At 72.7% G+C, this 16101-nt stretch carries 14 protein-coding genes; 10 read left to right on the forward strand and 4 right to left on the reverse strand.

What is annotated here, in order from left to right:
- The first annotated feature begins 64 nt into the window (after positions 1-64).
- Both ACIA8F_RS26805 and ACIA8F_RS26810 read left to right on the forward strand, forming a co-directional pair.
- Positions 65-577, forward strand: coding sequence for a MarR family winged helix-turn-helix transcriptional regulator (locus tag ACIA8F_RS26805; RefSeq protein WP_399382585.1), 513 nt, complete (start codon positions 65-67; stop codon positions 575-577).
- A gap of 160 nt (positions 578-737) precedes the next feature.
- Positions 738-1391 carry an HAD family hydrolase gene (locus tag ACIA8F_RS26810; RefSeq protein ID WP_399382466.1) on the forward strand — a complete coding sequence of 218 codons (654 nt, stop codon included), beginning with the start codon at positions 738-740 and terminating at the stop codon, positions 1389-1391.
- Between the two features lie 152 nt (positions 1392-1543).
- Here the strand turns inward: ACIA8F_RS26810 and ACIA8F_RS26815 are convergent, their stop codons facing one another.
- Positions 1544-2293: an ABC transporter permease gene (locus tag ACIA8F_RS26815; RefSeq protein WP_399382468.1), complete on the reverse strand. Its 750-nt coding sequence runs from the start codon at positions 2291-2293 to the stop codon at positions 1544-1546.
- Between the two features lie 26 nt (positions 2294-2319).
- A complete protein-coding gene (locus tag ACIA8F_RS26820) occupies positions 2320-3231 on the reverse strand; it encodes an ABC transporter ATP-binding protein (protein ID WP_399382469.1) in 912 nt (303 codons plus the stop codon).
- 108 nt (positions 3232-3339) lie between these two features.
- Here ACIA8F_RS26820 and ACIA8F_RS26825 point away from each other — a divergent pair, with 108 nt between their 5' ends.
- The 3 genes from ACIA8F_RS26825 to ACIA8F_RS26835 all read left to right on the forward strand — a co-directional run bounded on the left by ACIA8F_RS26825 (position 3340) and on the right by ACIA8F_RS26835 (position 6461).
- Entirely contained in the window at positions 3340-4533 is a 1194-nt protein-coding gene (locus ACIA8F_RS26825; RefSeq protein WP_399382471.1) for a sensor histidine kinase, read from the forward strand.
- A gap of 4 nt (positions 4534-4537) precedes the next feature.
- Complete coding sequence (locus ACIA8F_RS26830; RefSeq protein ID WP_399382473.1) at positions 4538-5188, forward strand: response regulator; 651 nt, start codon at positions 4538-4540, stop codon at positions 5186-5188.
- A 115-nt stretch (positions 5189-5303) separates the two neighbouring features.
- Entirely contained in the window at positions 5304-6461 is a 1158-nt protein-coding gene (locus ACIA8F_RS26835; protein WP_399382474.1) for an ROK family transcriptional regulator, read from the forward strand.
- A 539-nt stretch (positions 6462-7000) separates the two neighbouring features.
- Here ACIA8F_RS26835 and ACIA8F_RS26840 read toward each other — a convergent pair.
- Positions 7001-7762, reverse strand: coding sequence for a GntR family transcriptional regulator (locus ACIA8F_RS26840; RefSeq protein WP_399382476.1), 762 nt, complete (start codon positions 7760-7762; stop codon positions 7001-7003).
- 399 nt (positions 7763-8161) lie between these two features.
- Between ACIA8F_RS26840 and ACIA8F_RS26845 the strand changes: the two genes are divergently transcribed.
- The 3 genes from ACIA8F_RS26845 to ACIA8F_RS26855 all read left to right on the forward strand — a co-directional run bounded on the left by ACIA8F_RS26845 (position 8162) and on the right by ACIA8F_RS26855 (position 12445).
- Positions 8162-9067: an alpha/beta fold hydrolase gene (locus ACIA8F_RS26845; protein ID WP_399382477.1), complete on the forward strand. Its 906-nt coding sequence runs from the start codon at positions 8162-8164 to the stop codon at positions 9065-9067.
- Positions 9068-9204: 137 nt separating this feature from the next.
- Positions 9205-10803: an alkaline phosphatase D family protein gene (locus ACIA8F_RS26850; protein WP_399382478.1), complete on the forward strand. Its 1599-nt coding sequence runs from the start codon at positions 9205-9207 to the stop codon at positions 10801-10803.
- A gap of 163 nt (positions 10804-10966) precedes the next feature.
- Entirely contained in the window at positions 10967-12445 is a 1479-nt protein-coding gene (locus tag ACIA8F_RS26855; protein ID WP_399382479.1) for a GNAT family N-acetyltransferase, read from the forward strand.
- Between the two features lies 1 nt (position 12446).
- On the opposite strand, the gene ACIA8F_RS26860 is transcribed toward ACIA8F_RS26855, so the two are convergent.
- Positions 12447-13712, reverse strand: a complete 1266-nt coding sequence (locus ACIA8F_RS26860) for a trans-sulfuration enzyme family protein (RefSeq protein WP_399382481.1) — start codon at positions 13710-13712, stop codon at positions 12447-12449.
- A 60-nt stretch (positions 13713-13772) separates the two neighbouring features.
- On the opposite strand from ACIA8F_RS26860, the gene ACIA8F_RS26865 reads away from it, so the two are divergent.
- Together ACIA8F_RS26865 and ACIA8F_RS26870 are read left to right on the forward strand one after the other, a co-directional pair.
- Positions 13773-14255 carry an Lrp/AsnC family transcriptional regulator gene (locus tag ACIA8F_RS26865; protein ID WP_383942157.1) on the forward strand — a complete coding sequence of 161 codons (483 nt, stop codon included), beginning with the start codon at positions 13773-13775 and terminating at the stop codon, positions 14253-14255.
- Between the two features lie 117 nt (positions 14256-14372).
- A complete protein-coding gene (locus ACIA8F_RS26870; protein ID WP_399382483.1) occupies positions 14373-16100 on the forward strand; it encodes a DUF885 domain-containing protein in 1728 nt (575 codons plus the stop codon).
- Position 16101 lies beyond the last annotated feature (1 nt).

The following is a 16101-nucleotide window of genomic DNA, read 5'->3' on the forward strand; positions in this document are numbered from 1 at the left end:
AACGTGGGCCCCCACCTGGACGCCCCGCAGGAGAGAAGAGGTGGCAGGCCCGGTGGAGGAAGCGATGGGCGACGAGGTCGCGGCGCGGCGCGAGCGGCTGATGGAAGGCTTGCGGATCTACGGCGGCCACTACGCCGAGCTCAGCCGGCGCTTCGCGGCCTGGCTGGGCCTGCACTCCACCGACGCGACCGCCGTGCTGGAGATCGCCGCCGCCGAGGAACGCGGGACCCCGCTGTCACCGGCCCGGCTGAGCGAGCGCATCTCCCTGTCCACGGGCGCCACCACCGCGCTCCTGAACCGCCTCGAAGCGGCCGGGCACATCACCCGCACTCGTGAGCACTCCGACCGGCGCATCGTCACCCTGCGCGGTGGCCCGCACATCCAGGAGCGGGCGGACGAGTTCTTCGGCCCGCTCGCCGACCGTCTGGACGCCGCGATGTCCCCCTACCCGCCGCAGCTCCTGGAACAGTTCGAGCGGTTCGTGACCGATCTGAACGCCACCATGGACACCCACCTCGCCGAGCCGAACCCGGCGCCCCCGCTCCCCCCCGACACCGTCGGGGACCACAGGAGCTAGAGACGATCACCCCGGGTGTCCCGCACGGCTCGCCGTCAGCGGTGCGGGGCCCACGCGTCCTCGGACTCCGTCACCCACGTCGCCCCACCCCACCGTGCCCACCCCGGGGACGGATGATCACCAGGCCCGCCTCACACATCGGGACGTCTATTCTCCGAGCATGATCATCAGGCCGATAGAGCTAGTGATATTCGACTGCGACGGAGTTCTCGTCGACAGCGAACGGATAGCCGCCCGTGTGCAGGTCTCCCTCGGATCGGAGCTCGGCTGGCCCCTCACCGAGACCGAGGTCGTCCAGCGGTTCATCGGGCGCTCCTCCGCCTCCATCCGCGAGCAGATCACCGAACGGCTCGGTCCGCAGACCGCCGACCTGTGGTGGGGACTGTTCGAGGAACGCCACCGGGAGGCGGTGGACCTCGGGCTCTCCCCCGTCGAGGGACTGCCCGAGGCGCTCGACGCGATCACGCTCCCGACCTGTGTCGCGTCCAGCGGCTCCCACGAGAAGATGCGGCACACCCTCGGCCACACCGGTCTCTACGAACGGTTCGCAGGCCGTATCCACAGCGCCACCGAGGTCTCCCGCGGCAAGCCCGCCCCCGACCTGTTCCTGTACGCCGCACGGCGGATGGGTGTGGACCCCGCCGCCTGCGCGGTCGTCGAGGACAGCAGGCCCGGTATCCAGGCGGCCCGCGCCGCCGGGATGCGTGCCTTCGGCTACGCCGGCGGCCTCACCCCCGCCGAGCAGCTCGAAGGTCCGGGGACCGTCGTCTTCGACGACATGCGCCAACTCCCCGCCCTCCTCGCCGGCCACTGACTCCGCCCAGCGGCGGAGCGTCCGCGACCGCCCGCCCGAACCGGGCCGGAGGGGAGCTCGCCCCGCCGCCGGAGCCGGCCGGTCCGGCGGGCCGGCCGGCAGCCTGACCGGCCGGTCGGCCCGGTCAGGCAGGGATCCCGGTCGGTCCGGGGTCAGGCGTCCCGGCGCCGCATCGCCAGCCAGCCGCCGCCCACCGCCGCCAGCGCCCACAGGGCCATGACCCCGAGCCCCGCCCAGGGGGCGAGGCCCACAGAGGTGTCCAGCCGCATCATCATCTGGCCCGCACGGTCCGGAAGGTACTGGGCGAGGCCCCCGGCCTGCGCGGCGAGGACGAACGACACGATCAGCGTGAAGGGTATGAGCAGGCTCAGGACGGCCGTGGCACTGCGCAGCACCGCCGTCAGGCCGGCCGACAGCAGCGCCATCAGCGCGAGGTACGCGCCGCAGCCGAAGATGGCACGGTAGGTGCCCTCGCTCCCCAGTTCCAGGGTGTAGGGGCCCATGAACTTCTGACCGCCGAGGAAGGTCGCCAGGGCGGCGGCCTGACCCACGACGAAGGCGAGCCCGCCCACCATGGCCATCTTCGAGAAATAGAGCCGCGCCCGGTTCGGTACCGCCGCGAGTGATGTGCGCAGGGCTCCGTTGTGGAACTCGGACGACAGCGCGGTCGCACCGAAGGCGAAGGCGGCGACCTGGCCGAAGTTGAGGCTGTAGAAGGCTGCGAGGAGCGGGTCGTCCCCCATGCTGCCGGCCTCTGCGTCACCGATGAGGGAGGCGGCCAGTACCTGGATGCCCACCGTGGCGGCGAAGAGGGCTATCAGCGCTCCGAAAGTGCCGCGCAGGGACCGTATCTTGATCCATTCCGAGTGCAGGACGGGGACGGTGGGCAGAGCGGTGCTCATGGGGAAGCCTCCTTGTAAGGGGTGGGTCAGCGGGTGGCGGCGAACTGGGCGCTGTCCGCGGTGAGATCGAGGTAGGCCTGCTCCAGGGAGGCCCGCTCGTCGATCAGTTCCAGCACGGGGATGGCTTCGCGGGCGGCGATGACACCGAGCTGCTCGGCCTGTATGCCGTCCACGGTCCAGCGCCCGTCCTCGGCGGTGACCAGCTCGAAGTCGTCGCGGGCCAGTGCCGCCCGGAGCCGGACGGGGTCCGTGGTCCGCAGCCGCACCCTCGGGGTGCTGCGGGAGTCGATGAAGTCCTCGATGGAGGTGTCGGCCAGCAGCCTGCCCTGGCCGAGCACGATCAGGTGGTCTGCGAGGGCCGCGGTCTCGGTCATCAGGTGGCTGGAAACGAGGACCGTACGCCCCTCGGCGGCCAGACCGCGCATGAGTTCGCGGATCCAGATGATGCCCTCGGGGTCGAGGCCGTTGGTGGGCTCGTCCAGGAGCAGCACGTCCGGGTCTCCGAGCAATGCGGCGGCTATGCCGAGGCGCTGGCGCATGCCCAGTGAGAAGGTCTTGATCCTCCGCTTGGCCGCCGAGGCGATCCCGGACTGCTCGAGGACGGCCTCCACCCGGTTCATCGGGATGCGGTTGGACGCGGCGAGGAAGCGCAGGTGGTCCCGGGCCGTGCGGCCGCCGTGCGCCGACTGCGCGTCCAGCAGGGCCCCCACCTGGTGGAGGGGAGCGCTCAGTTCGGTGAACCGCCGGCCGCCTATGGTGGCCGTCCCGGAGGTGATCCGGTCCAGGCCCAGCAGCAGCCTCATCGTCGTGGATTTCCCGGCCCCGTTGGGTCCGAGGAAACCGGTGACACGGCCGGGCATGACATCGAAGGTGAGGTGGTCGACGGCCCGGGTCCGGCCGAATTCCTTGGTCAGTTCTCGGATCTCGATGCTGTTCATGTCTCAAGGTTCACCTCCGCCCCCACCCCTCTTCCTCCCCCAAGCGAGGGTTCCTTCTCCCCCACGCGGGGGAGGAGCCGCACCGCTCCGAACTGCGACGATGATGGGATGCACCGACTGTTCCGCGCCGCGCTGCGCCCCGTGACCTACTCGCGCTGGGTGCATCTGTGCGTGCCCATCCTGATGTTGGCCGTCTGGATGTTCATAGAGCCCGCAGCTCCGTGGGTACCGCTCGTCCTCGTCATACCGCTGGGCCTGCTGCCCTGGATGCGGGTGGCCGAAGCACTCCAGGCCCAGTTCCTCCTCACTCCGTCCGAGCGCCACGACCGGGGTGCGGGCGAGGCCGGGGAGAACAGCTTCAGCACCGTCGCGTCCCAGACGTGGAGCGACCGCTGGCGGACCTTGCTGTGGCTGGAGATACGGCTCGTCGTATCGCTCGGCACGATGACGGCCACGGTGTGGCTGCCGGTGCTGACGGTCCAGCTGGTCATGACGGGACTCGGCAGCAAGGTCACCGTCGACGATCTGATCCCCGCCGGGTTCCCGGTCTGGGCAGCTTGGGCACTCGCTCCGCTGCCGCCGGTCCTCCTGATCCTCCTCGTGGTCCTGCTCGGCGACATGATCACGGCCATCGCCCGCCGCCTGCTGGGGCCTTCGGCCGCGGAACGGCTCACCGCCCTGGAGGTGCGCACCGAGCAGCTGCTGGAGCGCACCCGCATCGCGCGGGAGCTGCACGACTCCATCGGTCACGCGCTGACCGTGGCCGTCGTCCAGGCGGGGGCCGCCCGGGCGGCGGGCGATCCGGAGTTCACGGACCGCGCGCTGAGCGCGATCGAGGAGACGGGCCGGGCCGCGCTGGAGGATTTGGACCGGGTGCTGCGCGTGCTGCGCGAGTCCGGTCAGCGTCCGTCGCAGCGGCCGACCCTGGCGGAGGCCGACCGGCTCTTCGAGTCGGCGCGCGCTTCCGGCGCCGTTGTCGATGCTCAGCTCCTGGGCCCGCTGGATCAGTTGCCCGGCCCGGTGAGCCAGGAGGGGTACCGGATCCTGCAGGAGGCACTGACCAATGTGCTGCGGCACTGCGGTCCCGTGCCGGTACGGGTGCGGATCGGCATGGTCGCCGACCGCCTCGACCTCGAGGTGACCAATCCACTGCCGGACCGGCCCTCCGTCATCACCGGCGGCGGCACCGGACTGCGCGGGATGCGGGAGCGCGCCGCGCTGCTCGGCGGGAGGACCGAGACCGGTCCGTACAAGGGGGGTTGGAGGGTGCGCACGCGGCTGCCGCTGGAGCGAATACGCTGACCGGATGCCGGTTACCGTACTGCTCGTCGACGACGAACCCCTGGTGCGCGCGGGTCTGCGCGCCGTCCTGGACGCCCAGCCCGACATCGAGGTGATCGGCGAGGCCGCCGACGGAGCCGCGGTGGTCCCGCTCGTGCGGCAACTGCGCCCCGATGTCGTGGCGATGGACGTGCGGATGCCGCTGCTCGACGGGATCGAGGCGACCCGCGCGGTCCTGCGGAGCGTGGACTCGCCGCCGAAGATCCTCGTGGTCACCACCTTCGAGAACGACGAGTACGTCTACCAGGCGCTGCGGGCCGGCGCGGACGGGTTCCTGCTGAAGCGGGCCCGCCCCTCGGAGATCGTGCACGCCGTCCGGCTGGTGGCGGAGGGCGAGACGCTGCTCTTCCCCGCGGCGGTACGCTCCCTGGCCGCCGAGTACGGGAACCGGCAGGCGCGGACGGTACTGGAGCGGGCGGCGCTGACCGAGCGCGAGGAGGCCGTACTGCGGCTGATGGCGAAGGGGCTGACCAACATCGAGATCGCACGCGAGCTGATCGTGGGCACGGAGACGGTGAAGTCCCACGTCAGCGCGATCCTGGGGAAGCTCGGGGCGCGGGACCGCACCCAGGCCGTGATCACCGCGTACGAGTCCGGATTCGTCGCTCCCGCGTGACCGGCCCGCGCCAAGGGGAAGGCCGGATTCCGGCTGGTGGGGGGCCGCTTCTCGCCGCCGCGCCCCGTGCGCAGTACGATCCGGCTGACAAGCTCGCTAGCTGGGAGGACACACGTTGGGGCAGCTGACCGGCGGGGACCCCTCTCTGCTGCGGAGGATCAACTCCGCCGTGGTGCTGCGGGCCCTGCGTGCGGCCGATTCGCCGACGCTCACTGACCTCACCCGGGTCACCGGGCTCTCGCGTCCCACCGTCGAGGGGGTCGTCGAAGGGCTCATCGGGACGGGCCTCGTCGTCGAGGCGGGCGCGGAGGAGGGTGCGCGGCGCCAGGGGCGCCCGGCCAGACGGTTCCGCTTCCGTGCGGAAGCGGGGCACCTGCTCGGCGTGGAGATCGGGGCGCACCGGATCGCGGTGCTGCTGTCCGGGCTGGACGGCCGGGTGATCGGCGCCGGCACCAAAGAGATCACCGAGACGGCCTCCGCCGACGAGCGGCTGGAACGGGTCCGCGGTGCGGTGGCCGATCTGCTGCGCCGGGCCGGGGTCCCCCGGGACTCCCTGCGGGCGGTCGGCGTCGGCAGCCCCGGCATCGTGGAGGCCGACGGCACCGTCCGGCTCGGCACCGCCCTGCCGGGCTGGACCGGGCTGCCGCTCGGGGAACGGCTCCGGCGCTCCTTCCGCTGCCCGGTGCAGGTCGAGAACGACGCCAACGCCGCCGCGGTCGCCGAGCACTGGAAGGGCGCCGCGACCGATACGGACGACATGGTCTTCGTGATGGCCGGGCTCAGCCCCGGAGCGGGCTCCCTGATCGGGGGCCGGCTGCACCGCGGGTTCGGCGGGGCGGCCGGGGAGATCGGCGCGCTGCACCTGCTGGGACGTGAGGTCACGCCCGAGAAGCTGCTGTCGACGACCGGCGAACCGCTGCACCCGCTGGACGAGCGGGCCGTGGCGGAGGTCTTCGCGATGGCCAAGCGCGGGGACGTGGGGGCGGTGGCCGCCGTCGAGCGGTTCATCCAGCGGCTGGTCCACGACGTGGCCGCGCTGGTCCTGGCGATGGATCCGGAGCTGGTCGTGGTCGGCGGCTGGGCGGCCGGACTGGACGGGGTACTGGATCCCCTCCGCCGGGAACTCGAGCGCTACTGCCTGCGTCCGCCGCGCGTGGCGCTGTCCCTGCTGGGTGAGGCGGCGGTGGCCACGGGAGCGCTGCGGCTGGCGCTGGACCATGTGGAGGAAGAGCTCTTCGCGGTGGAGAAGACGGTCACCGCCCGGCGTCTGTGATTCGCTCGGGGCGGCGGGTGGTTGTGAGGTGGGGTGCGGGTGCGTGTCGCCCGCCGGGGCCTGGGGGGCCGGCTGCGGATCGACGTGCGTGCCCCAGTTCAGGGATCGGGGCCGGTCACGCTCCGGGGCGCGGGTGGTCGGCCCTGCGGGACGAAGTCCCCTACCCGCCCTTCCACCGTTCCCCGGGCGCTGCCCGGACCCGCGCCTCAAGCGCCGGCGGGGCTGGGAGGGTCCCCGGGCGCACTGCCCGGACCCCGGTCCTCAAACGCCGGGCGGGCTGAGGGAGAGGGGTGCGCCGGGCTGTGCCCGGTCCCCTCCTGGGGCTCCGCCCCAGACCCAGGTCCTCAAACGCCGGACGGCTGGAATTGCTGCGCCCAGACCCAGTGCCTCGAACACTAGACGGCTGGAGTTGCTGCGCCCGGGCCCCGGGCCGAGAACACCGGGCCGCTGGATGTGCTGCGCCCGGCCCCCAGGTATCGGAACGCCGGGCCGCTGGAAGCAGGAGGCCGCCCGGCGGCGAGTGAGGGGGCAGTGTCGGATCAGGATGCGACCCGCGTGTCGTGGGTGATCTGGACGTCGCCCGAGTCGCCGAAGGTGAGTCGGCAGGTGTCCGCGCGGTAGGTGGCCACCGAGACGGCTGCCGTGCCTGCCGCCGTGAAGTAGCGGGTGGTGACCAGGAGGACCGGGGCGCCGGGCAGTCGGTCCAGTTCCTTCGCGTCCTCGGCGCGGGCGGAGCCGAGCTCCACCGAGCGGTCCTGTCCGTCGAGGGCCAGCTTCTGCAGCTCGCGCATGACGGCGCGGGCTCGCGCCGGACCGGCCGGGGCGTCGATCGCGGAGAGTCCCGGTACCGAGGAGGCCGGTACGTAGAGCAGCTCGGCGGCGAGGACCTGGCCCTGCTCGACGCGGCTGCGGCGCACCGCGAGCACCATCTCGCCGGGGGCGGCACCGAGGAGCTTCAGGAGGGCGGGCGGCAGCACGGCCTCCTCCGCGGCGTCCACGGGCTCCCACCCGTCGACGCTCTCGCCGGGCCAGCTGTGCTGCGCACCGCCGACGTCGACGCCCACGCGCGGCGGGGCGACGGTGGTGCCGACGCCGCGGCGGCGCTGGAGGCGGCCTTCGAGCTCGAGCTGCTCCAGTGCCTGGCGCAGGGTGGCCCGGGCGACGCCGAAGCGGGCGGCGAGCTCGCGCTCGTTCGGCAGGATCTCGCCCACGGCGAAGTCCTGGTCGAGCGCCTCACTGAGGACGGTCTTGAGGTGCAAGTACTTCGGCTCCGGCACCGATTCGAGCTGCATGGTCCCCACCCTGACTCCTCCTGCAATCGCCGCACTCGCCGTGTTCCAGCGTGAGTTCCGCGCCTTTGTTTATTAAAGGTTCCTGCACTATGCCTGCGACGATAGGACGGCGCACCCCCTTGGTCAAGACCAATGCTCGGCTCTTTACCGGGCACATCGGGCATATGCATCAAGCTGTTCACGGGATGTTCGCGAGCACCGCGCCTCGCGGGCGGAAGACGTCACGGAAGTCACCCCGAAAGTCACCCCGGGAGTCACTCCGAAAGTCACTCAGCGGCGCCCCCGGAAGCGCCCGCGCCCGCCGATCTATCGCCCCCAGGGGCTACCGGGCGGTAACCGGCCGCGAGACACTACTGACAAGCCGTCTCACACGGCCGCCGAAGCCGCCCGACCCCGACGAGGAGCAGCATGACCGCCACGGTCTCCTTCACGATCGATTCGCCGCTGGGCCCCCGCACCACCACCGCCGCCTACGAGCGCGAGGGCGCGGGCGAGCCGCTGCTGCTGCTCCACGGCATCGGTCACCACTTCCAGGCCTGGCGCCCGGTGACCGGCGTCCTGGCCGCCGAGTACGACGTGATCGCCGTCGACCTGCCCGGCTTCGGCGTCTCGGAGCCGCTGCCGCACGGGGTTCCGTACGACCTGGGCACCATCGCCCCGGCGCTGGGCGCGCTCTGCGCGGCGCTCGGTGTGGAGCGGCCGCACGTGGCGGGCAATTCGCTCGGCGGGCTGCTCGCCCTGGAGATGGGGCGCACCGGCCTGGCGCGCTCGGTCACCGCCCTGTCCCCCGCCGGGTTCTGGTCGGAGGCGGAGCGGCGCTACGCCTTCACCGCCCTGCGCGCGATGCGGGCCGGCGCCGGCGCGCTGCCCCGCTCCGCCGTGGAACGGCTCTCCCGCAGCGCCGCCGGACGCGCGGCGCTCACCGGCAGCATCTACGCGCGGCCGGGGCGGCGTTCGCCCGGCTCCGTCGTCGCGGAGACGGTGGCCCTGCGCGAGGCGGCCGGTTTTGAGCAGACCCTGGCCGCGGGCGGCTCCGTGCGGTTCACCGCGGACGTGCCCGGTCTGCCCGTCACCATCGCCTGGGGCAGCCACGACCGGCTGCTCCTGCGCCGCCAGGGGGTCCGCGCCAAGCACACCATCCCCGGCGCACGCCTCGTACGGCTCCCCGGCTGCGGTCACGTCCCCATGAACGACGACCCGGCCCTGGTGGCCCGCGTCATCCTGGACACGGCCGCGCTCGCCACACCGGACACCGCCGAGCACGTCGAGCACGTCGAGCACGCCAAGCGGAACACAACCACGCCCTCGCGATGAGGCGTTGACGGGGCGTCAGCCGCGCGCACCACTGTTCACTCATGGTTCGCGTGCACGACGTGGGCGGTCCGGTGCGCCGCCGGTGTACGGCGGCACACTGGTCCGGCCCGTCCCCGCCGGCCTCTGGAGACGCACCGATGGCACCTCTGCCGCACACCCGACGCTCCCTGCTCGGCGGTTCCCTCGCCGTTCCGGTGGGGCTCGCCCTGTCCAGCACCCTCACGGGCGCCCTGAGCACTCCCGCCCACGCGGCGGCCCCCGCCTTCGCCCGCTCGGGCCGCCCGAACGCCTTCTGGGGGGTCCAGTCCGGCGAGATCACCGCCCACTCGGCCACCGTCTGGACGCGTTCCGACCGCCCCGCGCGGATGTACGTCGAGACCTCCCCGAGCGAGTCGTTCCGCTACGCCGTCCGCCGCCACCGCGGTCCGCTGCTCGGCCCGGACACCGACTTCACCGGCACCACCACCCTGCGCGAGCTCCCGCCCGGACAGCAGATCCACTACCGGGTGCTCCTCAGCGACCCGGAGGATCCGCGCCGCACCGGCGAGCCGGTCCACGGCACCTTCCGGACCACCCCCGCCTCCCGCCGCCGGGACGTGCGCTTCCTGTGGTCCGGGGACCTCGCCGGTCAGGGCTGGGGCATCAACCCGGAGCTCGGCGGCTACCGCGTCTTCGACGAAATGCGGCTGCGGGACCCCGACTTCTTCCTCTTCAGCGGGGACACCATCTACGCCGACGGGCCGATCCAGGCCTCCGTGCCCCTGCGCGACGGAACCCTGTGGCACAACGTGACCACCGAGGAGAAGGCGAAGGTCGCCGAGACCCTCGCCGAGTACCGGGGCAACTTCCGCTACAACCTGCTCGACCGCAACCTGCGCGATTTCAACGCCCAGGTCCCGGTCCTGGCCCAGTGGGACGACCACGAGGTGCGCAACAACTGGTACCCCGGCCAGATCCTCGACGATCCCCGCTACACCGTGAAGGACGTCGACACCCTCGCCGGCCGGGCCCGCCGGGCCTTCGGCGAGTACTTCCCGGTCACCGACCTGCGCGGCGGCCGCGCCGAGGGGCGGATGTACCGGGTGATGCGCTACGGGCCGCTGCTCGACGTGTTCGTCCTCGACATGCGCACCTACCGCGACGCCAACTCCCCCGGCCGCCAGACCGACGACCCCATCGGCATCCTCGGCCCCGAGCAGCTGGCCTGGATCAAGCGCGAGCTGTCGCGCTCCCGCGCCACCTGGAAGGTGATCGCCGCCGACATGCCGCTGGGCATCGTGGTGGCGGACGGGACGGAGAACTTCGAGGCCGTCGCCCAGGGCGATCCCGGTGCACCGCTCGGGCGCGAACTGCAGATCGCCGAGCTGTTGCGCCACATCAAGCACCAGCGCATCACCGGCACCCTCTGGCTCACCGCCGACGTCCACTACACGGCCGCGAACCACTACGCGCCCGAGCGGGCCGCCTTCGCCGACTTCGCACCCTTCTGGGAGTTCGTCTCGGGGCCCATCGGCGCGGGCGCGTTCCCCGCCGGCCGGCTCGACGCCACCTTCGGACCGGAGACGGTGTACGTCCAGGCCGCGCCCTTCGCCAACATGTCCCCGTCCGAGAACCCCCCGTACTACGGGGAGGTCGAGATCGACGGGGAGGGCGGCGAGCTCACCGTCCGGCTGCGCCGCCAGGGGGGCGGCGTACTCTTCTCCCGGACCCTGCAGCCGGGGCGGGTGGGGCAGTAGGCGGGCAGGCGGGGCGCCAAGCGGAACCCCCGGGGGCGGGCCGCCGACGTGGCGGGATCTGAAATCGGCCGGAAAACAGGGCGAAATCGGCCAGATGGATCCTTAACCAGTCGGTCACAGATCGTTCGTGATCACGCAACACCCCTGCGTCACAGTGGTCTGCATGACTGAGCGTATTCCTGCCTCCTCCCAGCATTCGCAGCGTCCCCACCGCCACCACTGGCGCCGCGACGTCGTCGAACTCGCGGCCCTCTTCTGCGCCGTCGCGGTCGCCGACGGCATCGCCAATCTCGTCGTGCACGGCCCGCGCGGCCCGGTGATGCTCGTCGCCTCGGCGGTCGCGCTCCTGGTCACGGCGGCGTTCCACACCTGGTGGGCCCGCCGCCACAGCCATGCGCCGCCTCCCACAGACACCGCGCTGCCGGACCCGGCGACGGGAACCGGGGCGCTCGCGTTCGCGGAGGCGGCCCCCGCGGCCCCCGCCACCGCCGCGGCCGACAGGGACACCGCCGCGCTGACCTCCGCCCTGTGGCGGATGCGGACGACCGTGCGCGACGAGCCCGGCAGCCTCGCCGCGCTCTGCACCGCCCTCGCCCGCAGCGGGGTCGACATCCTGACCCTGCAGACGCACCCCCTCCCCGAGGGCGGCACGGTGGACGAGTTCCTGCTGCGCGCCCCGCAGCAGCTCCCCTCCGCCGATCTCACCCGTGCCATCTCCGGCGCCGGCGGCCACAGCACCTGGATCGAGCGCGCCGACGCCCACGACCTGGTCGACACCCCGACCCGCGTCCTGGGGCTGGCCACCCGCACCGCGCTGGACGCCGCCGAGCTGCCGCTCGCCCTGCGCCAGCTGCTCGGCCGCTGCACCATCCACTCGATCCCGGCGACCACCCTCTCCGGACGCCCCAACGCCGGCGCCGACGCGCCCGTCGAAGGCGTCCTGGAGGCCACGGTCATGCGGCTGCGCGACCCGTCCGGAGGGGCCATCACCATCGAGCGGCCCTACCTGCCCTTCACCCCGACCGAGTTCGCCCGGGCCCGCGCGCTCGTCGAGCTGGACGCCCGGCTCGGCCCGCGGGTCCCGCGCAGCCGGGACGTACTGACCCTCCCCGAGGGCAACGAGATCACCGTGCGCCGCGCCGACGGCTCCGACCTGCCCGCGGCCCGCGCCATGCACGACCGCTGCTCGGAGCGCACCCTCGGCCTGCGCTACCACGGCCCCGTCGCCGACGCCGACCGCTACCTCGGCCACCTGCTGAGCCCGCGCTTCGGCCGCACCCTGGCCGCGACCACCGCCTCCGGCAAGCTCGTCGCCCTCGGCCACCTGCTCTGGGACGGTGACGAGACCGAGGTGGCGCTGCTCATCGAGGACGACTGGCAGCGCCGCGGCATCGGCTCGGAGCTGCTGGGCCGGCTGATCGCCATGGCCGTCGAGGCCGGCTGCGACAGCGTGTACGCCGTCACCCAGGCATCGAACACCGGCATGGTCGCCGCCATGCGCGGGCTCGGCCTCCCCCTCGACTACCAGATCGAGGAGGGCACCCTGGTGATCACGGCCCGGCTGGACGCGACCCCGGTCAGCTCCCGGCTGCCGTACGAGCTCCCGGGCGAATCCCGCGGCCTGCCCCGCGGCCCCCAGTGAGCTAGACCCGGACGCCGACCGCGACCGCGACCTCGGCCCCGACACCGACCCCGACGGCCCCCTCCGGAGCCAGCGCCGCCTCCGGAGCCGTGCCCCGGTCCGTGCCCCGGTCCGTGCCCCGGTCCGTCGCGCGGTCCAGCGCCTGGTCCAGATCGGCCCACAGGTCGTCCACGTCCTCCAGCCCCACCGACATGCGCAGCAGCCGGTCGCTCACGCCCGAAGCGTGCCTGTCCCCCTCGGCCACGATGCGGTGGCTGATGGAGGCCGGGTGCTGGATCAGGGTGTCGACACTGCCCAGGCTGACCGCCGGGGTGATCAGCCGTACGGAGGCGATCACCTCGTGGGGGTCGCCGGCCGTCTCGAAGGCCACCATGGCTCCGCCGATCTCCGGGTAGTGCACGCGCAGCACCCGCGGGTCGGCCGCGAGCCGGACGGCGAGCTCCGCGGCGCTCGCGGAGGCCGCCCGGACCCGTACGGGGAGCGTCGAGAGCCCTCGTAGCAGCAGGTAGGCGGCCAGCGGGTGCAGCACCCCCCCGGTGGCGAACCGGACCTGGCGGAGCTGCCGGGCGAACGCCTCGTCGCAGGCGACGATCCCGCCGAGCACGTCCCCGTGGCCGCCGAGGTACTTGGTGGCGCTGTGCAGCACCAGCCGGGCCCCGCTCTCGGCCGGCCGCTGCAGGACGGGCGTCGCGAAGGTGTTGTCGACCAGCAGCGGAACCTCCCCGCAGGCCTCGGCGGCGGCGCGCAGGTCGATCTCCGCGAGCGTCGGATTGGCGGGCGACTCGATCATGACGAGGCCGGTGTCCGCCTCGATGGCATCCGCGATGCCCGACGGGTCCACCCAGGTCACCCGGGTTCCCAGCAGGCCGCTGCTCAGCAGGTGGTCGCTGCACCCGTACAACGGCCGTACGGCGACCACGTGACGCAGCTCCTTCATCCCCCGCACCAGCAGGCACGCCGACAACGCGGCCATCCCGCTCGCGAAGGCGACGGCGCTCTCGGTGCCTTCGAGCCGGGCCAGGGCCGTCTCGAACCGGGCGGTGGTGGGATTGTCCAGCCGGGAGTAGACCGGCGGGCCCTCGGGCCGGGCTCCCGTCGTCGCGAACGCGTCGATGCGGGCGGCCTCCGCCCGGCTGTCGTACGACGGGTAGGTCGTCGACAGATCGAGCGGAGGCGCGTGCAGTCCGAGCCCGGCGAGGTCCTCGCGTCCGGCATGAACCGCTTCTGTGGCCAGTGACCGTCGTACGGTCGGGGCGTTCGTCTCCATGGGCCGTACTGTGCAGAGCACGACGGCTCCGGTGGGAAATCTCCGTGCTACGTTCGGCCAATGTCCGAATCCGTCGCTCTGGACCCGGTCGATCTGCAGATTCTGCGCCTCCTGCAGAACGACGCCCGGACCACGTACCGCGATCTCGCCGCCGAGATCGGCATCGCCGCGTCGACCTGTCTGGACCGGGTCGCCAGGATGCGCCGCTCCGGAATCATCCTAGGGAACCGGCTCCGCCTGGATCCGGCCAAGCTCGGCCGCGGACTGGAGGCGCTGCTCCTCGTGCAGGTGCGCCCGCACCGCCGCGAGCTGATCGGCCCCTTCGTCGAGCGCGTGCGCTCGCTGCCGGCCTCGCGGGCCGTCTTCCATCTGACGGGCCCCGACGACTACCTCGTCCACGTGGCCGTTTCCGATCCCGGCGAGCTCCAGCGGCTGGTCCTCGACGAGTTCACCTCGCGCCGCGAGGTGGCCCGGGTGGAGACCCGGCTGATCTTCCAGGAGTGGGACTGCGGACCGCTGCTGCCCCCTACGGCAGCGGGCTGACCGTCTTCGCGTCGACGGGCTGACCGTCGTCGCGCCGGCGGGCCGACCGTCTTCGCGTCAGCAGGCGGACGATCTTTGGTGATGACGCGGACCCGTCCCGCATACGAAGATGTCCACATGTCAGACACCATCACCAGTGACGGCTCCGCACTGCTGCCCCGACAGGTCGCCGATGCCTACGTCGACGACCTCATCGCCATCGACCCGATCACGGGCACCTATCTCGGTGTCGCCGCGAGCTCCGGCAAGCTCCCGGACCTCTCCCCCGCGGGCCGCGCGGCGGCCGCCGAACTCATCCGCACCACGCTCGCGCGACTCGACGCCGCCGAACGGCTGCCGGGCGCCGACAGCGACGCCGAGCGCCGCTGCGGCCGCCTGCTGCGCGAGCGGCTCACCGCCGAACTCGCCGTCCACGAGGCCGACGAGGACCTGCGCGCGGTCAGCAACATCCACTCCCCGGCGCACTCGGTCCGCGAGATCTTCTCCCTGACCCCGGCCGACACCGACGAGGACTGGGCCGCGATCGCCGAGCGGCTGCGCGCCGTACCGGCCGCGTACGCGGGCTACCGCGAGTGCCTCGCACTCGGCCTGGAACGCGGCCTGTTCGGGAGCCCGCGCCCCACCGCCACCTTCATCGAGCAGCTCACCTCCTGGGCCGGCGAGGACGCGGGCACCGAGGGCGCAGGCACCGAGAGCAAGGGCGGCTACTTCACCGAGTTCGCCGCCACCGGCCCCCAGGCCCTGCGCGCCGAGCTCGACGAGGCCGCCGCCTCCGCCACGGCCGCCGTCGTGGAACTGCGCGACTGGATGCGCGACGTGTACGCCCCCGCGGTCCAGGGCAAGCCCGACCCGGTGGGCCGCGAGCGCTACGCCCGCTGGTCGCGCTACTTCAACGGCACCGACCTGGACCTGGACGAGGCGTACGCCTACGGCTGGTCGGAGTACCACCGCCTGCTGGCCGAGATGAAGACGGAAGCCGCCAAGATCCTGCCGGACGCGGGCCCGTGGGAGGTGCTCAAGCACCTGGACGAGCACGGCACCCACATCGACGGCGTGGACGAGGTCCAGGCCTGGCTGCAGGGCCTGATGGACGAGGCCATCGAGAACCTCGACGGCACCCACTTCGAACTCGCCGAGCGGGTCAAGCGGGTGGAGTCGCGCATCGCCCCGCCCGGCGGCGCGGCGGCCCCGTACTACACGAACCCGTCCGAGGACTTCTCCCGCCCCGGCCGCACCTGGCTGCCGACGATGGGCCAGACCCGCTTCCCCGTCTACGACCTGGTCTCCACCTGGTACCACGAGGGCGTTCCGGGCCACCACCTCCAGCTGGCGCAGTGGACGCACGTGGCGGACCAGCTCTCCCGCTACCAGGCCAGTGTCGGCCTCGTCAGCGCCAACGCCGAGGGCTGGGCGCTGTACGCGGAGCGGCTGATGGACGAGCTGGGCTACCTCAAGGACGCCGAGCAGCGCCTCGGTTACCTGGACTGCCAGATGATGCGCGCCGCACGGGTCATCGTGGACATCGGCATGCACCTGGGCCTGGAGATCCCGGCGGATTCTCCGTTCCACCCCGGCGAGCGCTGGACGGTGGACCTGGCGCAGGAGTTCTTCGGCCTGCACAGCGGCCGGCCGGGCGACTTCGTCGAGAGCGAGCTGACCCGCTACCTGTCGATGCCGGGCCAGGCGATCGGCTACAAGCTGGGCGAGCGCGCCTGGCTGCTGGGCCGTGACAACGCGCGTGCCGCGCACGGTGATTCCTTCGACCTGAAGGCCTGGCACATGGCGGCCCTGTCCCAGGGGTCGCTGGGCCTGGACGATCTGGTGGACGAGCTGTCGAAGCTCTGAC

The organism is Streptomyces sp. NPDC051563, assembly GCF_044454225.1.
In the GTDB taxonomy this organism is placed as follows: Bacteria; Actinomycetota; Actinomycetes; order Streptomycetales; family Streptomycetaceae; genus Streptomyces.